This window comes from Glaciecola sp. 33A (genome assembly GCF_002836745.1).
In the GTDB taxonomy this organism is placed as follows: Bacteria; Pseudomonadota; Gammaproteobacteria; order Enterobacterales; family Alteromonadaceae; genus Glaciecola.
On the sequence record NZ_PJAR01000031.1, the window covers coordinates 62395 to 84216 of the forward strand.

A 21822-nucleotide genomic window follows, 5' to 3' on the forward strand; every position below is an offset into this window, starting at 1 on the left:
GTTTGATGATTTATAATAACGTTTGATATTTGTTAATATAAATTGATATTTTTAAGTAGTAATGTGTTCTGAGTTGAACTTCGACTGAGGACTCTATGCCACATTTATATTGTCTCTTCATAAATATCAAATAAGCATTTTATGCTAGGAACGGACTTTTCGGCCTCAATATTATTTGTATCACTGAAGAAAGCGGACGTTTCAAAATCATCATCGAAGGGCAAGAATGGGCATGAAGCTGCCGTTGCGGTTTTGTTATGTGCTGCGTGGAGCGAACATGATAATTGCCATACCCACAAGTGCTATGCCAGAACCCAGAATATCCCAAGTGGTTGGACGAATACCATCGACAGCCCACAACCACAAAATAGCCATGAAAATATAAACGCCACCATAAGCGGCATAAACTCGACCTGCTGCTGTTGGAAGTAATGAAAGCAACCAAGCAAATGCGGCAAGGCTAAGAGCGGCAGGAATCAGCAACCAAACTGATTTCCCTTCACGCAACCAAAGATATGGTAGATGACAACCAATAATTTCTGCCAAAGCAGTAATAAAAACAGGCCTATAGTTTTTATTTCGGGCAAAAGGTGATTGCCGTAATTTGTCGAACATAACAACTTACTATAAAGACAACAGATAACAAAACCATATATTTAGTTAGAAATAAATTTATATGTAGACTTTTTTTATCAACTTAATGTACGGTCATCGCGTAATCAATATTTCTAGTATGAGCAATGGAAGAACATTTTGAATATGATCAAAACACTCCTGAGGCAAAGACCCACTGTTCACCCCCTCCGAGTGCGCGATTTTTCGACGCTAAAATTTCTCCAAGGGAACTTCAAGGCTCACCTTAGTTCTTTCTATAGACAGGGATGCGCTAAACTTTTTCACGTTTGGGTTATCAGTTAATAATACGTGCCTTAAATCTTCGAAGTCCTCCATATCACGAACACTGCAAATTAGTGTAAAGTCACATTGTCCTGCTACGAAATAACACTGCTGCACTCGGTCCTCCTCGCGCACAACAAGCCGAAACGAGTTTAATTTCTGCAGGCTATGGCGCTCTAGCTCAACCAAAATCACAAATGTCATTTTCTGACCTAGTATATCGGGATTTAATACAGCGACTTCCTTATCAACTATTTTCAGCTTGCGTAACAGCTTTAACCTGCGCTGCACAGACGCAATGGATAAATTGCACACGTCTGACAGCTTTTCCAAACTTAACGTGGCATCTTTCTGAATTTGTAACAACAGTGTTCTGTTAGCTCTATCTATTTTTTTGATAAAAATTTCCTTGTGTTGAAATTAATATAAATATGTAACATGTAGGTCATAAATTGTAATTAATAGAACAATTCACATCACACTTAATGTGTAATCTAAAATCTAATTGATGTTGACAGCATCATCGAAGTATCAGTATTAAGCACCACCAGCTTTGTTAGGCTTTGTGGCAAATTAAAGACTGAATTATTCCCACAATAAGCACCTAGATAATAACATTACGTGCTTGCTCCTTTAGAGTTCTATTGGTTTATGACATTTAGATTACTACGTTTTTTGAAATTGAAATATGTTGACTTAATATCGATTTTAGACAGCAGTATAAGCCGATCCACTCAGATTGGTAGGCTAACACCTAATCCAGCAAATGGGTTAAACATATTATATGTCAACGGTACTTTTTGTCGTCAACCTGAATATACCCAAGAACATATCATAGGACTGACACTGGCAGTACATCAAGGCTCTGAAACTAGTTCCTTGTCACAGTCAAGGAAGTTATCAAAAACGAACGGCAAGGTCATTGGAACATGGTCAATTATACTAAAAGAAGCTGAGTGATGAGAATACATAAAAGTACAATAGTTCGAGGTCAAAACCTTGATTTTTAATCGCCTAGTCGAATCTCAAAAAAATGTTCAAGGTTTATGCAGTGCAGAATGTGTGACATGCCCAAAACAATTTCATGCAATTTACTTTGACACTAATGTCTTTGTTACAAGATATGTTTTGTCGGTAGCCAAAACTACATACCGAATATCAAATCCTATGTTCAGAGTCCTTTGTGCTTTTCATGAGAATGCGGGTGAAGTACTCAGTAGGGAATTCTTGCTGGCATATGGTTGGGGAACAAAAAATAAAGTTAATAATAATGTGACGGTAGCAATATCTGAGTTAAGGGCTTTGTTAAAAAATATAACCGTTCTCGAAATAATCACAATTCGTGGAAGGGGATATCAGTTGGTCAATAAAAAAGGATTTTTTAAGTGATTCATATTTCATCAATATCCGTCACTCATTAAGCTAATCAATTTACTGTGTATCCGAGAGCTGAGTTAATTACCGACTCCATGATATAGCATTACTGACCAATCCTGAAAGGAACGCTATGACAAACAATGCAATGCCTAAATATTGAAAAATCAACGCAACCTTGTAGTACGTTCTTTCGTTTCCCCTTGTGTCGTAATGGTCGATTATCTCAGTGACCAACACGGTAACAGCGCAAAGAATTGCCATGAACATCAATAAAGCGGGAAAACCGGAAAGAGTTACAGATACTCTTCGGACCCAAGGTATCCATAGTTCGTTTACCCAAATTCCATAACCACTGTTGAGGTAAGGTCCTTCGCATCTCACTATCCCTATTTCAGCACCAAAGGCCAGCTTACTCACTCAGCTCAACGACCAACATTTCGCTAATGCCTTCAACACACCAAATGAGAAAACGCAAACAACCCTCAAATACAGCTGTTACAGGGACTAGTCGATAGTGTTAACTTGTCCTATACTCAGCATCATACTTTTGTTAAGGGATATAGAAGATTATGGAAAATCGAAAACCCACCATGCAAAATGCGCAAGCACGGGCAGATCAAATCCAAGCGTTTGACTTAGAACTCACTGAGCTCACCAACAACAGCGTGATTATGCTAAGCGAACAACAAAACCAAAGTATTCAGTCTTATCATCACGACGTAATCAATGCGCTTAAGCAGCAGTACAATATAGACGACACTGCTGCTTCGAAACAACTCAGTTTAGGCATGAAAATAGCGTCACTAGTTGCCGCACTGGCTATGGCCTCGAGTGTGTTTTTCTTATTTTTCCAGTTTTGGGGCCTATTCAGTACTGGCTTCCAAGTTTTTGCATTGGTGGCTTTCAGCATACTTAGCTTTATTGTTACCGCCCTTATTGCGCAAAAAGATGTTGCCGGCTATTACGCCAAAATTGCAGGCCTGATTAGCTTTGGGTGCTTTGTTCTTAATCTTAATATGTTAGGGCAAATATATAGTATTACGCCGTCGCCTAATGCCTTTTTGGTGTGGTCGGCATTTGGATTCATACTTGCCTATATGTGCAAGGCCAAGGTCTTACTTGTGGCTGCTATTATCTGCTTCGCCAGCTTTATATCTATGTACTTTGGTACTTGGTCGGGTATGTATTTCATTTCATTTGGCGAAAAGCCAGAAAATATTCTGTTCGCTAGTTTACTCGTTTTTTGTCTACCTTTTATTTTAAATGCGATTCCATCGCCAACATTTACTAAGCAAATTGCCGAATTTTCTCACTTTGATAAAGTGTATCGAGTTATGGGAATGATTTTATTTTTTCTACCGGTATTAGTGTTATCAAATTGGGGCCAAGGAAGCCATCTAAGCATTGATACCAAGATCATCGAACAATGTTATCAAGTATTAGGTTTTGTAAGCGCAGGTTTAGCCATTTGGCTGGGTATTAAAAAGCAATGGCGCCATGTAAATGTAACCGGCAACATATTTTTTATTCTCTTTTTATACACTAAATTCTTTGATTGGTGGTGGGATTGGTTACCCAAATATTTATTTTTCTTTGTAATGGGAGTTGTATCGATATTGCTGCTAGTGTTATTTAAACGATTGCGCTCGGATCATAATGCACAGCAAGGAGTTAAAGGATGAAACGTTATCTAGGACTTGGTTTGCTTCTTATTTTAATTGTGAATGTATTCATTATTTCTGGGGCTTTATATAACCGAAGTGCCGAGCCTTTATACACCCTTGAGTTGTCAGAGCGAGAATTTAACAAAGCATATAGCTATGCAGTAGATTCTGAAAATTCTGGTAAAACTATTGAATTGAGACGAGCTAATTACCGGCGTACCAATTCATTTTTTGGGGGAGTGTTAAGCGCAGAACAACTCGCAGGTTTCGGCTTATCCATCGATAGCCTTGACCAGAAAAGAGGTGAAACTGAGTATTATTCTGTGAAAAACATTAGCGTTTTTGTTGCTGTTGAGTTTGCTGGTGACAGTTATGAGCGCAATCTCGAAGAAGCGCGTGTAAAAATACTAGAAATTCAGGAAAAACCTGACTCATTCTCAAAATATGAACTAAAGTCAGCTAAAGAAAATTACGATGATTTGCTCAATTCATCTTCTCGTTTATATTATATAGATGCTCATCAAAGTGATGAGCATCTAGCCAAGAAATATAGTAACAACACCAATATTTTTTTGCTTAAAGGACGATTAGGATTATCCTATAACAAAAAGAAAATGGCTTACATTATCAATTATGTAGATAAAAATGTTGAAGGTATGCTGTTAACTAATACTCAGGGCAAAATATTACCTGCGGATACTTTGGAATACGACTCAAGCACAAAGTTTCGTGCGACCATGCATGTTGGAAAACGTTACGAAACATGGATAAGCGATATCAAGTTGGTCAATCAGTAAACGAGAGAATGTGACTTCAGTACTCAGATAAGCAACAATTGCTTCCCAGTCTCAATTAATCATCTAAGGCAGTTTAGCTCTGCCCTGATAAGAACAAGAGATAGGCGGGGTTATCTCTATGCTCATGCAAATCAAAACCGAGCTCATTAACGTGCGAATCAAATAAAGCTCCTTATCATTATTCGCATCGAAACCAGCCAACACCAAGCCCTCAGCAGTGCTGTGGTTGCGATAATGAAATAGGGTAATATTCCATTGTTCACCCAATTTAGTTAAAAAGTGCATTAATGCGCTAGGGTATTCAGGGAAGGCAAATGAAAAAATATGTTCGTTAATATGCCCTTGAGGTTTGCCGCCAACCATATGCCTAACATGTAGCTTGGCTAATTCGTTATCCGGCATATCAAAGCACTCAGAAGCCTGATCGAAGCTTGTACCCGACTGCACAACCGTCACATTACTGCCACCAAAGCGCTTTATCGCCTCAACTTTAATGTCCGGCGTGGTTTCAGGCATAACAATCGTTGCTTTGATCTTCACGCTTCAAAAAAACGTTATTTTTAAGCTTAAAGATTGGAAAAGAAACTGCAATTCAACTAATTTGTTTAAGGCTGATATTATGGATTGGGCAAAACGTTCTAAAAAAACCATACTTTATATTACTTGTATGGCTCCAAAGGGCTGTGAGCTCAATTGGTCGACGTAGCGGTTTTCGGTAAATTAATATTGTTTAGGTGATTTTTGATGATCCAACTGAAAATACTCTATTGATGGCTAAGCTAAAAAAGCAGACGGATCGAGGACTTCTAAATTTCAGAGTAACGCGAACCATACCGACTTCAGCCAATACTTCTGAATGAATTAGTTGCCACAGGTTCTTAATCTAAGCATACTCAACCACATTACTTACTTTACAAAAAAACGGAATTTCTAATGAAGTCTCTAATACTAATGATCATTTTGTCGTTCGGTGTAGCTTTTCAAGCCAAATCTGCTGAGTTATCAGCACAAGATATAAAAGATATCAAAGCGTCGTCAAAGGAGTGGGTTAAGGCATATAACCAAAACGACTGGAACCGACTCGCTGATTTATTCGCATTAAACGCCACAATGATGCCCCCTAACAGCGTTGCCATAGTTGGTCGACAGGACATTGCATCATGGCAAGAAAAGAATGAAAGTGGATTTGGTATAGCATTTGAGATTCAAGAAATATCTGGTAGCAATAATATTGCTTACGTTATGGGTCGTTCCTGCCTCTCTATCCCTGACGGTGAAGGTGGTTTTGGGATAGATGTCGGGAAGTTTCTGGAAATTCGAAAAAAACAGGAAAATGGTGAATGGCTAATTCATGCCGATATTTTCAATTCGGATGCTGCTGTGGGTAGCGAACTTCTTGATACTTGTCCATTCAAAAGTGCTCAATAATTTTTTATAAAATCAAGTGCCTGATGAGTCAAAAGTTGAACTCGCACCGTATTTAAGACCTAATTGATCAGGCAAAAAAGGGCAATTTGCTACCGTTGTTGCTTTTAATCATTTAGTCATGTTTGAATGCTCAACGGAGCTAGGAATACTAATTTTCTGATCGAGCTATAGCTCTAAAACGGGCATTAACGCTCCAATTAGACGACGCCGACTTGCTGGCCATAATAGTGCAAAATCCATTCACTTTCGGCATCTATTCCGAACCATACCAGCATGAGATCCGATTTGAATTAGCAGCGCATTCCGACCAAAATCAGCTTATGCAAAAGCAACAAAAGTATTAATTCCGTCCACTCCAATTGCACCTAATATTTTTCAACGAACACGACCCGTTGAATTTTTGTTAAAAAATAAAAGCGTAAGGCCAAGTCCAATCTCCGATAGAGATATGTATAAAGGATATCATCATCATTAATAAACTGCCGATAACCAACCAAAATAGGAAACTCGGAAAACAAACTGTGGCTACATTTTTATTATTTTAGTTATCAGCGCTTTTGTCATTTTAAACTTCTCTTTTCTTTCGAAACTATGTAAACCGCAATTAGTGGTTTTTTCCACTAGTACCTGCAGAACCGGGACGACCTATCTTGAAAACATTGATTCAAAAGGTATGGCATCCATTGCATAATTTTTTATGATACACCTATACTTTTAGAATTAGCCTAACGTTAATAATTCTTTATGTGACCTTACTTTGTCAGAGACAACAATATAAGTAAATTCATACGCTTATGGAAAATCCTTAAATTTTTCATGCATAGTACTTCTATACCTAGTAGTTCTATGTATAATGAATACCTAGAACTACTAGGTATCGTTTAATGAGTTTATCAAAAGATTTAGTTGCTGCGTCTTCAACACCGCTTATTTTGTCGATTTTAGATCACAACGAAAGTTATGGTTACGCCATTATTCAGCAGGTGCATCAATTATCAAATGGAGAAATACAGTGGGCTGATGGCATGTTGTATCCCATTTTGCATCGAATGGAAAAAAAGGGTTGGATTGAGTCGTTTTGGGGCAAAGCCGACACAGGTCGCAAACGCAAGTATTATCGATTGTGCCCAACAGGCGTTGATGAGTTAATACAGCAAAGACAGCAATGGCAAAAATTGTCGAGCATGATTAGTCATTTGGAGAAATAGACATGTTTAATTTAGATTTAGCGGTGCATCAATGGTGCGCAGAAGTGTTGAGTTCTTACTCAATTAACAATCGAAAAATTGATGAATTAAAAGATCATTTGTATTGCCTAATTGAGAAGCATGCCAACAATGGATTGAGTGAAAAAGAAGCCTTCGATAATGCAATCCAAGAAATAGGTGACCAAGAGAATTTAAAATCTCAGTTTGACCAAAACCTTACGTGGCTTAATAAATTATGTACCTTAGAATACGGTTCTGTTGCAGATAGCGCAGGTCAAGGAGCAACTATCATGAAATTGCATAAAACCACTCAATTAACGCAAGCAATTTTGTGGGCTGCTGCAATACTTGCCAGCAGTTTGGTATTGCGAGGCAGTGAACAAGCCTACACGGTCACAATGCTAATTATATTGCCATTGGCCACTATTAGTATGCTATCAATTCGTCAGCAATTTACCAAAAAAAGAAACCAGCTAGACAATTAATCTTTGAAACAAATTACTGCAGGTGGACTATCAACAAATCTTAGACACTGCATGCGGAAAAGCACGCTTTGCTAGCCGAAATATTGCAAATGGCAACACATTCTTGAATTCTATTCAGGCAAGTGTGGCAAAAAGAGGCGCAAAAAAACGACTGCAATATGAGTTGGATTTAGTGTTCTAAATGTATCGTCCTAGTGTGGTCCTATTCGAAGGAGAAAGTAAACTTCTAAGGTCTGCAAAGGGAGTGCAACAGCCCATCAAAATTTCCAATCTCAATGGTTGCTTTTGGCAAAAATTTTTTACACATATTTGAACGGCGTGTGACGGCTTTTGCCTGTGAGGTTAGCAAGGCTCAATGACTGCCCTAGGGAATTTATGTTAAAAAACGGAATGACCGCTAAACGAAAGCTTTGCCGCCATTTGGACAATTGGAAAAGCAGGCTAAAATTATCAGACTTTATTATAATAACAAGTGGAAATAGGGTGCAAAAAGCATCAAACATTACCTTTTTTTAGTCAAATAAACTTTTATCAATCTTTATTAAGGTCTTACAATATCTTCAACTTCAACTTCAACTTCAACTTCATCTTCATCTTCATCTGCTGGGAGGTCGTTAATTGAGGGCAGTTCCGTTTGGTCTTCTAACCAAATCAAGGTGTCATAATAGCGGCGAATGTTGTCTACATAATAGACCGCTTCGTCTCCACGGGCATATCCATAACGTGTGGTTCTGTAGAATTTTTTCTGTCTAAGCAGTGGCAAGTGTTTTTTCACATCCACCCATAAGTCTGGGTTGTAGCCTTGGCTTTGAGTTATTACTCTAGCATCCTCTAGATGCCCTAAGCCGACATTGTAGGCGGCCAGTGACATCCATATTCTATCTGGTGACTGGATCCGTGCCGGTATTCTGCGCAACAAGCTACTAAAATACCGCGCACCGCCACTGATACTTTGTTCAGCATCAATACGTGATGTGACTTTCATATCCGACGCTGTGCCTAGCGTTAGCATCATCATGCCGCGCACCCCGGTTGGCGATGTCGCTTTGGGCTTCCAATGACTTTCCTGATAGCTCATGGCAGCAATTAAGCGCCAATCGTTGTCACCAGCATAGGCTTCAAATAATTCTCTAAATGTCGGTAGGATTTTTTCGACAGCCCGCATAAATGCACGCGTATCAACATAATCAAATGATTGAATGTGACCAAAGTATTTATCTTCCAGTGCACTAAAAATGCCGTTGGATTGAATAGTACCGAAATACTCAATTAACGCTGCTCGTAACGAATCATCCGTGTCTTTATTCAGTAGCCACCCAATTTGTAAGGTTTCGGTGACAGAAAAACCGATCCCGAGGTTTGGATAGCGTCTGCGGGCAACGGCTAAAATATTGGAGTCAGAAATTGTGTAATCCAATTCATCGTTGGAAACCATTTCTAATAACTCTTCAATATCTTTTTCGTCAGTTTCTGTCCAAAACATACTCTCATTTTCGTCAATTAATGACTCTAGAGGCTCTCGATATAAATCATTTGCGACGATAGTGAGATTACCCTCTAGCTGCTCAATACCTCGTGGACGGTCCTCACCTTTTTTATACACCAACTCAAAATTGACTGATTGATAAGCAGGGCCAAATCGATACTTTGATTTGCGTTGTTCTGTCATCGTGATATTCGCGGCAATTAAATCTACTTGATGATTGTCTAACTGGGGTAATAATTCCCTATAAGAATAGTACGGGTAAACTTCTAGCTTTACACCAAGGAAGTCAGCAAAGCCTTGTGCCAACTCAAATTCAAAGCCTTCTGGCGATGTTGGACCGTTATAGTAGGTTGTTCTGCCATAAACCGAGCCTACTTTTAAAACGCCAGACTCCAAAATAGAGGTTAGAGAAGAGGGTGGTGGTGGTTGAGAACAGCTACTTAACGCTAAAAAAACGCAAATAGACATTGTACCCGCAATTATATTTTTGAATTGCTTGGCTATTTTTTGTTCAGATAATGGTTTGTAACCAATACTCATTATCGTTGATATTCGCGTTTGTAATTTCATAAACACCATTGTGACTAAATTTACGCAAAGCATCCAGTAAGTTATTGCAAAAAAAGTAAAATTCTATGGGCATCATGACTTATCAATCACTTACTTTTGCTCTATAATCTGGCGCCAACTGCTGACCTTAGTCTCTGCTCGCAAAAAATCTAAAATGCGACCTCAAATTGGTACCCATACTATGTTAATTCTTCGCGGTTCATCTGCTCTTTCTCCATTCAAACAAGATAAACTATTGGCGCAATTTTCCGCTCTAGGAATAGGCGTTTCGAGTGTTCAAGCTCAATATGTTCATTTTGTGGACGTACAAAGCGAGTTGAACGAAGCCGATATGTTTGTGCTTTCGCAACTACTTAGCTACGGACCGACGAGCGAGAATATTGATGCTTCAGGCTATTTTGTATTAGTTACGCCGCGCCCCGGTACTATTTCACCTTGGGCATCAAAGGCAACAGACATTGCGAAAAATTCTGGTTTATCACAAATACACAGAATAGAGCGCGGCATTGCTTATTACATCGTATTTGACCACAAAACAGTTGATTCTATCGCATCTGATTTAGCTGCTATCGCGGCACCGCTGCATGATCGGATGACTCAGGCAGTATTTACGCAACTTGAACACGCACAACAATTGTTTGTACAAGCTGAGGCCAAACCTTTTTTGTCAGTGCCTATCGTCGAAGAAGGTAAGGCCGCACTTGAGCAAGCTAATAAAAAATTAGGGCTCGCATTAGCTGATGACGAAGTTGATTATCTTTTCGATAGCTTTACAAAGCTGGGTCGTAATCCGAATGACATCGAACTGTATATGTTTGCGCAAGCTAACAGTGAGCATTGCCGTCATAAAATATTTAATGCCGATTGGACAATTGACGGTGAGGTTCAGCCTAAATCATTGTTCAAAATGATCAAGAACACGTTCGAAGTATCCAGTGACTATGTGCATAGTGCTTATAAAGATAATGCAGCTGTGATGGAAGGTTGGAAAGCTGGGCGATTTTATCCTGATGCAAAAACCCAAGCCTACGATTATCATCATCAAGATATCGACATTTTAATGAAGGTCGAAACACACAATCATCCAACGGCAATATCTCCGTTCGCTGGCGCGGCGACGGGCTCAGGCGGCGAAATCCGAGATGAAGGTGCCACTGGACGAGGTTCTAAACCAAAAGCGGGTTTAGTTGGTTTCACCGTATCTAACCTTAATATTCCAATGCTCCCACAACCTTGGGAAGTTGCCTATGGTAAGCCTGCGCGTATTGTCACGGCACTTGATATAATGCTAGAAGGGCCCTTAGGTGGCGCGGCATTTAATAACGAATTCGGCCGTCCTAATATATTGGGTTATTTTAGAACATTCGAACAAAAAGTAGATAGTTTTAACGGCAAAGAAGTACGCGGTTATCACAAACCTATAATGTTGGCTGGTGGGCTAGGCAACATTAAGAAAGACCATATTCAAAAAGCTGAGATTACAGTGGGTGCCAAGTTAATTGCATTGGGCGGACCGGCAATGAATATTGGCCTTGGTGGTGGCGCTGCTTCTTCAGTTGCTTCTGGTGAAAGTAATGCGGATCTTGATTTTGCATCTGTGCAGCGCGAAAACCCAGAAATGGAAAGACGCTGCCAAGAAGTTATCGACAAATGTTGGCAATTAGGTGATGACAATCCTATTCAGTTTATTCACGATGTGGGTGCCGGCGGTTTATCTAATGCCTTCCCTGAACTGGTCAATGACGCAGAACGTGGCGGTGTATTTGAACTTCGCAATGTACCAAACGACGAGCCAGGCATGTCACCACTGGAAATTTGGTGTAATGAATCGCAAGAACGTTATGTGATGTCTGTCGCACCTGAAAATCTGGCTGTGTTTGCAGCAATTTGTCAGCGTGAAAGAGCGCCTTTTGCAGTTGTAGGTGAAGCAACACGTGAACAACAACTAACCTTAACTGACGCAAAATTTGGTAACAAACCGATTGATATGCCCTTGGATGTATTACTTGGTAAGCCACCTAAAATGAGTAAAGATGTGGTTTCTACAACTGCCAAAGGCGACGTGTTTGAGACCATTGCAATTGATATTGAAGACGCCATAAAACGCGTTTTACAACTGCCAACGGTAGCGGACAAGACATTCCTTATCACCATTGGTGATCGCTCAGTTACTGGCATGGTGGCGCGTGATCAAATGGTCGGTCCTTGGCAAGTGCCGGTTTCTGATGTGGCAATCACCACCTCTGCATTTGATACCTACCGTGGCGAAGCAATGTCGATTGGCGAACGTACACCCGTCGCATTGCTAAATCATGCTGCCTCGGCGCGTTTAGCAGTGGCTGAATCATTGACCAATATTGCAGGCGCAAATATTGGTGACATCAAGCGCATTAAATTGTCTGCAAACTGGATGTCTGCGTCTAATCACCCTGGTGAAGATGCTGGATTATACGCAGCGGTCAAAGCGATCGGTGAAGAGTTGTGCCCTGAACTTGGCTTAACCATCCCGGTCGGAAAAGATTCAATGTCGATGAAAACGGCATGGCAAGAAAATGGCGAGGATAAAGCCGTTACGTCTCCACTATCATTAGTGATTACCGCGTTCGGTGCAGTCAAAGACGTGCGTAAAACGATTACCCCACAGTTGCGCCATATGGATGGCGGCAGTTTAATGTTAATCGATTTAGGTAACAAACAAAATCGAATGGGTGGTTCATGCCTGGCGCAGGTTTATGGCAAATTAGGCCAAACTACTCCTGATGTTGATTCCGCTAAGCAATTAAAATCGTTTTACTTATTGATGCAAGAGCTTATCGAGAAAGCGCTAATTAGTGCTTACCATGATCGTTCTGATGGCGGTTTATTTGTGACTGTTAATGAGATGGCTTTTGCGGGTAAAGCGGGTGTAGATGTTGATATTACCGGTTTAGGTAACGATGCAGCATCGATTCTATTCAACGAAGAATTGGGCGCCGTTATTCAAGTAAGCGACAGTGCCAGAGAGGCTGTATTAGCATTAGCTAAAAAGTATGAATTAAGCGACTTAATGCATACTATCGGGACGGTGTCTGAAAAAGATGAAATTTGCTTCTCGAGCGAGGGCAAGTGTATTACAAAAAATACCCGCACTTATTATCGCCAGCTATGGTCAAGCACTACCTTTGCTATGCAAACGCTGCGCGATAATCCTGCCTGTGCTAAACAAGAACACGATGCTAAAAGCGATACACAAAACCCAGGCCTACACAGCTCACTCACGTTTGATATAAATAATGACATTACGGCCCCTTATATTAATATAGGAGCAAAACCAGAAGTCGCTATTTTACGTGAACAAGGCGTCAACTCGCATGTTGAAATGGCGGCCGCATTTCATCGTGCAGGTTTTACACCAATTGACGTTCATATGAGTGATATGCTGGCGGGGCGCAGCCTTGATAATTTTGCAGGCTTGGTTGCCTGTGGCGGTTTTAGTTACGGTGACGTATTGGGGGCAGGGGAAGGTTGGGCCAAATCGATTTTGTTCAATGAGAAGGTTAAGGCTACCTTCCAAGCATTTTTTGAACGCAACAGCAGCTTCTCTTTAGGCGTATGTAATGGCTGTCAGATGCTATCTAATGTGAAGTCGTTAATACCGGGAGCACAGCATTGGCCGCACTTTGTGACCAATCAATCTGAACGCTTTGAAGCTCGTGTCGCCATGGTTGAAGTCGCTGACTCGCCTTCTGTCTTATTGTCAGGAATGCAAGGTTCTCGCATGCCTATTGTGGTTTCTCATGCTGAAGGTCTTGCAGAGTTTACCGTAGACGGTCAAATATCAAAATTGAAAAATGATAATCAGATCGCATTACAATATGTTGATAACTACGGGCATGTAACCAGTCATTATCCTGCAAATCCGAATGGATCGGAGCAAGGCATTACCGGCTTAACATCGTTAGATGGTCGCAGCACTATAATGATGCCGCATCCAGAGCGCGTATTCAGAGCCGTTAGTAACTCGTGGCGCCCAGATGAGTGGAAGGAAGATGGCCCTTGGATGCGGATGTTCAGAAATGCGCGCGTGTTTGTCGGCTAGCCGACGCGCCGGTTTCTTTCGCGATTGATTAACTTTTGATCTGGATGTTTTTTTATCAACACATACACCGAGGTCAAGCCACCATGCTGTTTCAGTGCGGTGTGAAAAGCAATGACTATATCAATTTGGCGCAGCCACTGATTGACATAGCTCTTTAAAAACGCTGGGAAGGGTTTACTGTTTAAGCCCATCCCATGTTGTACTAATAAGGTTCGAATACCTTGCTCATGACAGTCTTTTATTGTTTTATATAAGCCTAAGCGCGCGTCATCAAATTTCATTTGCGTCATATTGAACGTTACATCGATTTGATATTTGCCCAGTCTTAAATTTTTATAAACCCCATGCTGCACGCCGTCTTGCTTGTATTCGATGAAGTCGTAGGGATCAATAGGTTCAACTTTATCAATAGTCAATCCATTGTCATCCTTTTCAACTTCAGCAATGAGGGCTTCGCGTTTGAGTCTCTGGGCTAGCGTTTCGGTGGTTTTGTTGGTTAATGCAACTTTATCAGTTTGAGATAACGGCTTAACGTCACTCATCTCTGCAAAAAACGAAAGGTCGTTGGGAACAGAATGCGACATATAAAAACCTCGTTGATTGTCGTAGATAAGTTAGTGTTTGTACGTCAGTTGTGTGAACTTAGTCCAGTTGATACTTTTGTTAGCGCTAACTTGACGGTATTTGGGTATCGTTCTAAAAACAATTACATACCCTTGGCGATAGATGAAGAGCATGCAGAGCATAAAGAGCAAGAAAATGTGTGTACCATTTAGGATATCATACTGATATGAAAAATATTGAAACAACCAACAGCCTTGTCTGCCAACATAATATAGAACGTATGTCATGAATCAAACTATGCAAGCGGCTTTATGGATGCTTGGGGCAATATTCAGCTTTACCACTATGGCTATTGCAGGGCGTGAACTCGGTGCTGGTTTTGATACGTTCGAGATCATGTTATATCGTTCTGCTATCGGTCTAATGATCGTGCTGATACTTGTTTACGCTACGGGAACGTTTCGTCAGATAGGTATCCGCGAATGGCGCACTCATTTCATTCGGAACGTGTTTCATTTTACGGGCCAGAATCTTTGGTTCTATGCGGTGACAGTGATCCCGTTGGCACAGGTTTTTGCGCTAGAATTTACCTCGCCATTATGGGTCATTTTGCTGTCGCCATTTTTATTGGGAGAACGCCTCACATTGATACGCGTCATCGCAGCGCTAATGGGATTCATCGGTATTCTGATTGTGGCACGTCCTGATATAACAAGTTTGCATCCGGGCATTCTAGCAGCGGCATCTTGTGCTATATTTTTTGCGCTTACGTACGTGTTCACTAAACGCCTGACTCGGACCGAGAGCATTGCAGCTATAATGCTCTATCTGTCTGCGCTGCAACTGATTTTTGGTCTGATTTCAGCGGGATACGATGGGGATATCGCACTGCCTAATATTACCGATATGCCTCTGTTAGGACTGGTCGCCGCTTGTGGACTACTGGCACATTTCTGTATCACCAAAGCGCTGACGATCGCGCCAGCAACAATTGTAGCGCCCCTTGATTTTGTCCGTTTACCGATCATCGCCATTGCGGCAATGGTTATCTATAACGAGGCCATCGATATATGGGTTTTCGTTGGCGCCAGCATTATATTTGCGGGAAACTACTTAAATATTTGGGTCGAGACGCGCAAACGTGCATAAGCATGCTAGCGCCATGATCACAACAAGTTTGTTTAAAAACAGTGAAATGGTGCTACCCATTTATGACTTTGCGGTTGCCTAGCTTCTCTTCACTCAATGCACGTTGTAAAACCAGTATGTGAAAGGGAATGTTTAGATTAAACGCACTAGCAAAGTCAATTGGAAAAAATGCGTGAAAGTGTTACTTTAAAGAATAATAAAACGACGCCTAAATAGCTATAGATTCTATTAATCAAGATCCGAATAGGGTTTATGTGGATGTTATCTGCAAGCTGAAAAAAAATCTAACGTTCAAATTATCCAATCGTTATTAATCAAAGAACAATCATATGAAAAAATTATTATTTCTGATCCCTTTACTAATTGGATGTTCATCACCGAAAGAAAAATCGGATTATGAAAAACTTTTGGAATATGAAGGGAACTATGAATATATAGATCAAACCACTCTGGATATTGTAGCGTCTGAACTTGACACAACACTTTACGCAATTGTAGATAACGCGAAATACCCTTTAAAACATATCGCCTTGGATAGTTTTACCAATATTCAAGGGGTTCCTGTGGTTTTTGAGCGAGACAAATCCAATCGAGTAAAAGGCTACACAACTGACGGACTCAAATTTAAGCTAATTACGTCTGAAATTGAAAAAATGGAAATGTTCCCGAGAAAAGAATTATTTCATAATCCTGATAAATACGTTTATCACAAACCAAAAAAAACCACAGATGGGCTGGAAACCGGCAGTTTAGAAGATGAATTCAAAAATCCTGAACCTATAATCGAGATGGTCAAAGAAACCATAAAAGGAAAATTTCCCGATGTTCACAGTATCTTGATTTACAAGAATAACAAATTGGTACTTGAAGAATATTTTTACAGTTATGATGAAAACACACCGCATCAATTAAGGTCTGCCACAAAACCGTTCATCGGCGGCATTCTTGGAATTGCCGTTGACAAAGGATTAATCAAAAGTGAAAAAGAAAAACTCTTGCCCTATTTCAATTCGATTTACCCAGAAATCGCCAATTTGGATGACAGAAGTAAAGACATTACTATCGAAAACTTCTTAATGTACCGACACGGTATGGACTGTGAAAATGATAACCCTGAAAGCAAAGGAAACGAGCAGGCAATGATGCAAAGCAAGGATTGGGTCGAGTATACCTTGGATTTACCAATGGTCGCGGCGCCGGGTAAATCATCATCCTACTGTACAGGTTGTGCGCTGACTTTAGGTAGTTTAGTTGAGATAGCAACAGATGAAAATATAGAAGATTTTGCACAAAAAAATCTATTTAGGCCCTTGGGGATCTCAAATTACGCTTGGACTTTTGAGCCCAATCAGGCTAGTGGAACTCATTTTAGTCAAATGTATATTACGCCTAGAGACTTGATAAAATTGGCGACGTTATTTAAAGATGGCGGTAAATGGAAAGGTAAGCAAATAATTTCCGAAAGTTGGATTGACAAAACATTTGATACGGACGAAGGCGACTATGGGTATTTGTGGGAACATAAATATTTCATAGTTGATGGACAAAAATATAATTCTTATTTAGCTTCGGGTAACGGTGGACAAAAAATCAATATTTGGCCCGAACTGGATATGATTACCGTGTTTATGGGCGGAAATTACAATTCATATGCACTTTATGGAAAAAGCACCCCACCAAACCAAATGATCCCGATGTACATACTAAAGGCTGGAGAAAAACCAGCACATAAAAATACATACAAAAAATAGGCGAAATAGTAAAAAATTCAAGGCTTTTGGCTTGTATCAAACATGGCTCTTAATCAAAAGTTTGGGGCTTCGCAATCACCTACTTTTGATATACTAAGCGTTGTCCGCTATTAAAAAACATGGTTACTACCATCAAGTTCAAATGTATTTCCTTAATCAAAGGTTGCTTTGTTAAAAACTCAATAGAGTATCCCGCGTTGAGCATTCTGCCCAACAACAAGAACACACCCGCTCGGCGAATAGTCATATCAGCACTAGATCTTCCTTTAGTTAGCTTGAAATGGCCCTCACTGAGCGAACTAACATCATTTTTAGAGATTAACTCATTGTTAACTTTCTTCTGTATATCATGCGTTCAGAATTTGACTCAAGGCGATTGATTAATAATAGCGTTGGTTCAGCCAATGTCATTTTTGATGTTAACTACCATACATAGGTTCGAATTAGGTAAATTATGTTTTTTGAAAACTCAGTCAGTGACAATCAAACCTTGCTTAGGCTAGTGACGTATTTTGCGCCGCACAAGGCAATGCTATGTGTTGCTATTGTTGGTCTTATTTGTTTTAGCGTTGTTGATGCTGGAATGATTTATTTTATTCAACCGCTAATAGACGATGGATTAGCTAAATCTGACGGAAAAGTACTTAAGATTGGAGCTCTATTGGTTATCGTTATTTTTATACTTCGCGGTGTTGCTAGTTTTTTATCTAACTATTGTATGGCTTATATCGGAAGTAAAATAACGTTTACTATCAGGCGGCAAGTATTTAGTCACTTGCAATATTTACCTTTAGATTTTTTCCAAAAACACAATACTGGAAAATTGATATCAAAAATAACCTATGACGCTGAGCAAATTTCCAAAGCGACGTCGGAAGTCTTCACTGTTTGTATTAGAGAAACTTTAATTGTTCTGGTTTTACTGGGCATAATGTTGCACTCAAGCTGGCAGTTATCATTGATATTTTTGATTGTTGGTCCTGTAATAGGATTAGTCATTAATTTTGTATCGAAGCGTTTTAAACACATCAGTTTAAATATGCAAAATGCAATGGGAGAAGTAACCCGTCATACGGAACGCGCCATAAGTAGCCATAGAGAAGTGTTAGCCTTTGCCACACAGAGCCTTGAAAGTTCACGATTTAGTCACGCTAATAACATTAATCGCCGACAGTATATGAAGCTTGCAACAACTTCAGCGATAAGTAATCCTGCTATTCAACTCATTGCATCTGTAGCGATAGCCGGTGTGCTCTGGTTGGCAAGTCTTGATGGTGTAATTGGACAAATTAGCGCAGGAGAGTTTACCACTACGTTAGTCGCCATGGGTTCTTTGCTTAGACCGTTAAAGCAACTGACCAATATCAATCAATCTTTACAACGAGGTTTAGTGGCCGCTAGCAGTCTTTTTGGTGTGCTTGATGAACCTGTTGAAATTGATTCTGCAAACCAAGAGATCACGTCTTTTAGCAAACATATAAAAGTGCGTAATCTCAATTTTTCTTATCAGAGTGATAGCCAGTTAGTACTAAAAAATGTGAATTTCACTTTAATTAAAGGTCAAACAATCGCATTAGTAGGTGAGTCTGGCAGCGGGAAATCGAGTATAGCAAACCTACTGATGAGATTTTATATTGCTCAAGAGCCACAAATTAGCATTGATGATATTCCCTTAAATCAATTGTCATTGAATAATCTAAGGCAACAATTTTCGCTAGTATCTCAGCAAGTTGTTTTGTTTAACGACACCATCGCTTCAAATATTGCATATGGATGCAATCGTCCGGTTACAGCTGGGGAGATTGAAGAAGCAGCAAGAGTGTCAGACGTATGGGGTTTTGCTGAAAAGTTACCTGAAGGATTAAACAGTTACATCGGAGAGAATGGCGGCCAATTATCTGGCGGACAAAGACAGCGGATCGCGATTGCCAGAGCTATTCTTAGGGATGCTCCAATACTGATTCTGGATGAAGCAACTTCAGCACTAGACACAAAGTCAGAGCATATGATCCAACAAACACTTTCTAAGTTACAGCAACACAAAACCACAATCGTGATTGCTCACCGGCTTAGCACGATACAGAATGCTGACCAGATCCTAGTAATGGAAAATGGGTGTGTTTGTGAACGAGGAACTCACCGAGAATTATTGTTAATGAAAGGCGCTTATTATTATTTATATCAGCGGCAGTTTCATGACCAAGCTAATTAGCAAAGCACTAAAACTATTAGTAGGAGAACTTATTAGCTCCTCTAACCACCAAATTAAAATATATAACCGGAACCACTTATGAACGAAATTGACGCTCGAATATCAGAATTTTATGATTTTTTCACAGTAGTAGCCATTATTGGAATTATCTTTTATGTACTTACAATTATTGAAACAATCTTCGACGTTTCAACAAAGCGACGGCTAGGCTTGAAGCAAACTATGGCGAATGTTGCCATTGAAATCGGCAATCGTATTCTAGACAATACGGTGATCGGTGCAGTCTTCATCATTGGATTTTTGTTTACCGAGCAGTTCGCTGTCTCCGAAATTCCCGTGACTTGGTGGAGTTGGTTACTCGCAATTATTGCTGTTGATTTCACTTATTACTGGATGCATAGAATTGAACATGAACGTCGGATCCTCTGGGCTGTTCATAGTGTCCATCATTCGTCTCAAGAGTACAATTTAACCACCGCACTTCGTCTATCTTGGCTTGAAAGTTTATATGAATGGCTATTTTTTATTCCCTTGCTTCTTATCGGGTTCGATGCAATACAAGTGTTAGCGTCATTATTCGCTGTGGTTCTCTATCAAACATGGATCCACACAGAAAAGGTAGGCAAGCTCGGTTGGCTCGACCGCATTCTTAACACGCCATCAGTGCATCGAGTTCATCATGCCACAAATCCAGACTATATCGACAAGAATTATGGCGGTATTTTAATAATCTGGGACAGGCTGTTTGGAACGTATCAAGCTGAAAATGAAAAACCAATTTATGGCCTCACTACCCAACTTGAATCCTCGAACCCCTTAACTATCAATTTTGGAGAATTCCGGACAATATATAAGGATGTAATTCACGCTGAAAGTGCATCGCATAAAGCCAGTTATGCATTCGGGCGCACGGGTTGGCAGCCGAGCAAGTGGGCAAAACAAACCGTCGATGAATAGACGAATAAACCACTTAGTACTCGTCCTTATGTTGGCATCAATAGAGATGCCATTCGCCAAGGCCGAGTCAGTCCAATGTTGTAATGCCGAGAATTTACTTTTAAGACACCATTTGCAGTAAGACAACGACAAAACTAAGTCTCTCAATAAGTTAAGTTGTCATTCTAATGGCAGTTGATCCGACAGCCCTTGTAAAAACTGCGAATAACCTGACAAAAAGCACAATGGACAACTCCTCCCAATATTTTTATGCTACCAAAGAGTTGCTTAAACGGTCACGACAAATTGGCCATACTCACTAACAACATATGTTGAGCGCCGCAGTATAATAGCAAAATACGCTTAGACGTAATATGTGGTCTATACATAATGGGTACTTGAGCGCAGTTGCAAAAGCAATCTACTAAGTCATTTGCATTCGCTTTCATAGGTGCCATTAGCGCGAATTAATAATTTATAACGTTTAAGCATTGGTAAAACTCTAATTAATCGATTTTAAGCAAATCGTTCACCTGCCAACTTTGCGTGAAAATAGTCCCATCCCAAGTTTGGATAGTGATCCACACCTTGTCATTGCCAACTATATCCACAGGAGATATAGCGTGCACATGCTGAAGCAAGTTACTGCCGTGCAGTAAACCAATATCATTCAGTTGCAATTGTTCAATAGGAATAGGCGCTATGCCAATGTTTGCATATGCTTGGCGAATTTGGACAACACTACCTTCGTTTATAAAAACCGTAAAATCCTTAAACCAGTCTAAAACATGTGCATAGGGGGCCTCTTTATTGACAGGCTGAATAGTTATATTAAATTCGCCCATTTGCAGCTGTTGGTAAAAAAAAATAAATAGGGAATACTAGGGCTAACCCACTTAGTTTAAATTTGTGACGATTAAAAATCGTGTTTTTACGTATCGCCATATTAAACTCCTTCTATCGGGTTCAGGGTGCCTCGAGGCTTAACCTTCTCTTTCACCTGCTGACGAATACGGCTTCCCCAAATCATAAAACCGGTAATAGACATACCGCTTTATCAAAAAAAATGGAGTTACCACTGCCCATAATTTTGTAGGTGTCTCGGTTATGTTCAGGCAGCATAATATAAGTTGGCATCGGTATACCGTCAAACCGTATATTGGGCTCACCTACAATCACTGGATCGGTGGCAGAGGTATCATACAGTAAGGTGTTTACAT

The 21822-nt window shown here is 40.1% G+C and carries 19 protein-coding genes and 2 pseudogenes; 13 read left to right on the forward strand and 8 right to left on the reverse strand.

Features of this window, described 5'->3' with window-relative positions; translation table 11 throughout:
* Positions 1 to 255: 255 nt before the first annotated feature.
* A pseudogene (locus CXF81_RS05565) lies at positions 256 to 587 on the reverse strand (YnfA family protein).
* Positions 588 to 825: 238 nt separating this feature from the next.
* Positions 826 to 1302, reverse strand: a complete 477-nt coding sequence (locus CXF81_RS05570) for an Lrp/AsnC family transcriptional regulator (RefSeq protein ID WP_369828648.1) — start codon at positions 1300 to 1302, stop codon at positions 826 to 828.
* A 246-nt stretch (positions 1303 to 1548) separates the two neighbouring features.
* Here CXF81_RS05570 and CXF81_RS05575 point away from each other — a divergent pair, with 246 nt between their 5' ends.
* Together CXF81_RS05575 and CXF81_RS20240 are read left to right on the forward strand one after the other, a co-directional pair.
* On the forward strand, positions 1549 to 1857 hold the full coding sequence (locus CXF81_RS05575) for a hypothetical protein (protein WP_101180384.1): 309 nt from the start codon (positions 1549 to 1551) through the stop codon (positions 1855 to 1857).
* Positions 1858 to 1959: 102 nt separating this feature from the next.
* Complete coding sequence (locus CXF81_RS20240; protein ID WP_255409414.1) at positions 1960 to 2286, forward strand: helix-turn-helix domain-containing protein; 327 nt, start codon at positions 1960 to 1962, stop codon at positions 2284 to 2286.
* A gap of 69 nt (positions 2287 to 2355) precedes the next feature.
* Here the strand turns inward: CXF81_RS20240 and CXF81_RS05585 are convergent, their stop codons facing one another.
* Positions 2356 to 2691, reverse strand: coding sequence for a hypothetical protein (locus tag CXF81_RS05585; protein ID WP_101180386.1), 336 nt, complete (start codon positions 2689 to 2691; stop codon positions 2356 to 2358).
* Positions 2692 to 2843: 152 nt separating this feature from the next.
* On the opposite strand from CXF81_RS05585, the gene CXF81_RS05590 reads away from it, so the two are divergent.
* Together CXF81_RS05590 and CXF81_RS05595 are read left to right on the forward strand one after the other, a co-directional pair.
* Entirely contained in the window at positions 2844 to 3956 is a 1113-nt protein-coding gene (locus CXF81_RS05590) for a DUF2157 domain-containing protein (protein ID WP_101180387.1), read from the forward strand.
* Positions 3953 to 4735: a DUF4824 family protein gene (locus tag CXF81_RS05595; protein WP_101180388.1), complete on the forward strand. Its 783-nt coding sequence runs from the start codon at positions 3953 to 3955 to the stop codon at positions 4733 to 4735. The genes CXF81_RS05590 and CXF81_RS05595 overlap by 4 nt, the downstream gene beginning before the upstream one ends.
* A gap of 63 nt (positions 4736 to 4798) precedes the next feature.
* On the opposite strand, the gene CXF81_RS05600 is transcribed toward CXF81_RS05595, so the two are convergent.
* The gene (locus tag CXF81_RS05600; RefSeq protein WP_369828647.1) at positions 4799 to 5251 is read right to left on the reverse strand and encodes a hypothetical protein; all 453 of its coding nucleotides are present in this window, start codon (positions 5249 to 5251) and stop codon (positions 4799 to 4801) included.
* Between the two features lie 417 nt (positions 5252 to 5668).
* Between CXF81_RS05600 and CXF81_RS05610 the strand changes: the two genes are divergently transcribed.
* The 3 genes from CXF81_RS05610 to CXF81_RS05620 all read left to right on the forward strand — a co-directional run bounded on the left by CXF81_RS05610 (position 5669) and on the right by CXF81_RS05620 (position 7856).
* On the forward strand, positions 5669 to 6163 hold the full coding sequence (locus CXF81_RS05610) for a DUF4440 domain-containing protein (protein ID WP_101180390.1): 495 nt from the start codon (positions 5669 to 5671) through the stop codon (positions 6161 to 6163).
* A gap of 884 nt (positions 6164 to 7047) precedes the next feature.
* On the forward strand, positions 7048 to 7371 hold the full coding sequence (locus tag CXF81_RS05615; RefSeq protein WP_101180391.1) for a PadR family transcriptional regulator: 324 nt from the start codon (positions 7048 to 7050) through the stop codon (positions 7369 to 7371).
* A gap of 2 nt (positions 7372 to 7373) precedes the next feature.
* Positions 7374 to 7856, forward strand: a complete 483-nt coding sequence (locus CXF81_RS05620; protein ID WP_101180392.1) for a hypothetical protein — start codon at positions 7374 to 7376, stop codon at positions 7854 to 7856.
* A 541-nt stretch (positions 7857 to 8397) separates the two neighbouring features.
* Here CXF81_RS05620 and mltF read toward each other — a convergent pair.
* Positions 8398 to 9912, reverse strand: coding sequence for a membrane-bound lytic murein transglycosylase MltF (mltF, locus tag CXF81_RS05625; RefSeq protein WP_101180393.1), 1515 nt, complete (start codon positions 9910 to 9912; stop codon positions 8398 to 8400).
* 181 nt (positions 9913 to 10093) lie between these two features.
* On the opposite strand from mltF, the gene purL reads away from it, so the two are divergent.
* A complete protein-coding gene (gene purL, locus CXF81_RS05630; protein WP_101180394.1) occupies positions 10094 to 13990 on the forward strand; it encodes a phosphoribosylformylglycinamidine synthase in 3897 nt (1298 codons plus the stop codon).
* Here the strand turns inward: purL and smrA are convergent.
* A complete protein-coding gene (gene smrA / locus CXF81_RS05635; RefSeq protein WP_101180395.1) occupies positions 13987 to 14574 on the reverse strand; it encodes a DNA endonuclease SmrA in 588 nt (195 codons plus the stop codon). The two genes, purL and smrA, sit on opposite strands and share 4 nt — an antisense overlap.
* Between smrA and CXF81_RS05640 the strand changes: the two genes are divergently transcribed.
* From CXF81_RS05640 to CXF81_RS05660, 5 genes are all read left to right on the forward strand, one after another.
* Positions 14566 to 14766, forward strand: coding sequence for a hypothetical protein (locus CXF81_RS05640; RefSeq protein WP_101180396.1), 201 nt, complete (start codon positions 14566 to 14568; stop codon positions 14764 to 14766). The two genes, smrA and CXF81_RS05640, sit on opposite strands and share 9 nt — an antisense overlap.
* Positions 14767 to 14839: 73 nt before the next feature.
* Complete coding sequence (locus tag CXF81_RS05645; RefSeq protein ID WP_101180397.1) at positions 14840 to 15703, forward strand: DMT family transporter; 864 nt, start codon at positions 14840 to 14842, stop codon at positions 15701 to 15703.
* 329 nt (positions 15704 to 16032) lie between these two features.
* Positions 16033 to 17454, forward strand: coding sequence for a serine hydrolase (locus CXF81_RS05650; RefSeq protein WP_101180398.1), 1422 nt, complete (start codon positions 16033 to 16035; stop codon positions 17452 to 17454).
* A 454-nt stretch (positions 17455 to 17908) separates the two neighbouring features.
* Positions 17909 to 19666 carry a lipid A export permease/ATP-binding protein MsbA gene (gene msbA, locus CXF81_RS05655; RefSeq protein ID WP_101180399.1) on the forward strand — a complete coding sequence of 586 codons (1758 nt, stop codon included), beginning with the start codon at positions 17909 to 17911 and terminating at the stop codon, positions 19664 to 19666.
* A gap of 210 nt (positions 19667 to 19876) precedes the next feature.
* Complete coding sequence (locus tag CXF81_RS05660; RefSeq protein ID WP_232771788.1) at positions 19877 to 20623, forward strand: sterol desaturase family protein; 747 nt, start codon at positions 19877 to 19879, stop codon at positions 20621 to 20623.
* Between the two features lie 485 nt (positions 20624 to 21108).
* On the opposite strand, the gene CXF81_RS05665 is transcribed toward CXF81_RS05660, so the two are convergent.
* Both CXF81_RS05665 and CXF81_RS20245 read right to left on the reverse strand, forming a co-directional pair.
* On the reverse strand, positions 21109 to 21447 hold the full coding sequence (locus tag CXF81_RS05665; protein ID WP_232771789.1) for a hypothetical protein: 339 nt from the start codon (positions 21445 to 21447) through the stop codon (positions 21109 to 21111).
* Between the two features lie 181 nt (positions 21448 to 21628).
* Positions 21629 to 21822: pseudogene (locus CXF81_RS20245) on the reverse strand (hypothetical protein); the annotation flags it as partial.

What these genes read in the sequence shown, in the direction of transcription:
- CXF81_RS05595 (WP_101180388.1), top strand. Translation starts at nt 3,953, where the DNA reads ATGAAACGTTATCTAGGACTTGGTTTGCTTCTTATTTTAATTGTGAAT.
- CXF81_RS05600 (WP_369828647.1), bottom strand. Translation starts at nt 5,251, where the DNA reads ATGCCTGAAACCACGCCGGACATTAAAGTTGAGGCGATAAAGCGCTTT.
- CXF81_RS05645 (WP_101180397.1), top strand. Translation starts at nt 14,840, where the DNA reads ATGAATCAAACTATGCAAGCGGCTTTATGGATGCTTGGGGCAATATTC.
- CXF81_RS05615 (WP_101180391.1), top strand. Translation starts at nt 7,048, where the DNA reads ATGAGTTTATCAAAAGATTTAGTTGCTGCGTCTTCAACACCGCTTATT.
- smrA (WP_101180395.1), bottom strand. Translation starts at nt 14,574, where the DNA reads ATGTCGCATTCTGTTCCCAACGACCTTTCGTTTTTTGCAGAGATGAGT.
- CXF81_RS05575 (WP_101180384.1), top strand. Translation starts at nt 1,549, where the DNA reads ATGACATTTAGATTACTACGTTTTTTGAAATTGAAATATGTTGACTTA.
- CXF81_RS05665 (WP_232771789.1), bottom strand. Translation starts at nt 21,447, where the DNA reads ATGGGCGAATTTAATATAACTATTCAGCCTGTCAATAAAGAGGCCCCC.
- CXF81_RS05620 (WP_101180392.1), top strand. Translation starts at nt 7,374, where the DNA reads ATGTTTAATTTAGATTTAGCGGTGCATCAATGGTGCGCAGAAGTGTTG.
- purL (WP_101180394.1), top strand. Translation starts at nt 10,094, where the DNA reads ATGTTAATTCTTCGCGGTTCATCTGCTCTTTCTCCATTCAAACAAGAT.
- CXF81_RS05640 (WP_101180396.1), top strand. Translation starts at nt 14,566, where the DNA reads ATGCGACATATAAAAACCTCGTTGATTGTCGTAGATAAGTTAGTGTTT.
- mltF (WP_101180393.1), bottom strand. Translation starts at nt 9,912, where the DNA reads ATGAAATTACAAACGCGAATATCAACGATAATGAGTATTGGTTACAAA.
- CXF81_RS05650 (WP_101180398.1), top strand. Translation starts at nt 16,033, where the DNA reads ATGAAAAAATTATTATTTCTGATCCCTTTACTAATTGGATGTTCATCA.
- msbA (WP_101180399.1), top strand. Translation starts at nt 17,909, where the DNA reads ATGTTTTTTGAAAACTCAGTCAGTGACAATCAAACCTTGCTTAGGCTA.
- CXF81_RS05590 (WP_101180387.1), top strand. Translation starts at nt 2,844, where the DNA reads ATGGAAAATCGAAAACCCACCATGCAAAATGCGCAAGCACGGGCAGAT.
- CXF81_RS05610 (WP_101180390.1), top strand. Translation starts at nt 5,669, where the DNA reads ATGAAGTCTCTAATACTAATGATCATTTTGTCGTTCGGTGTAGCTTTT.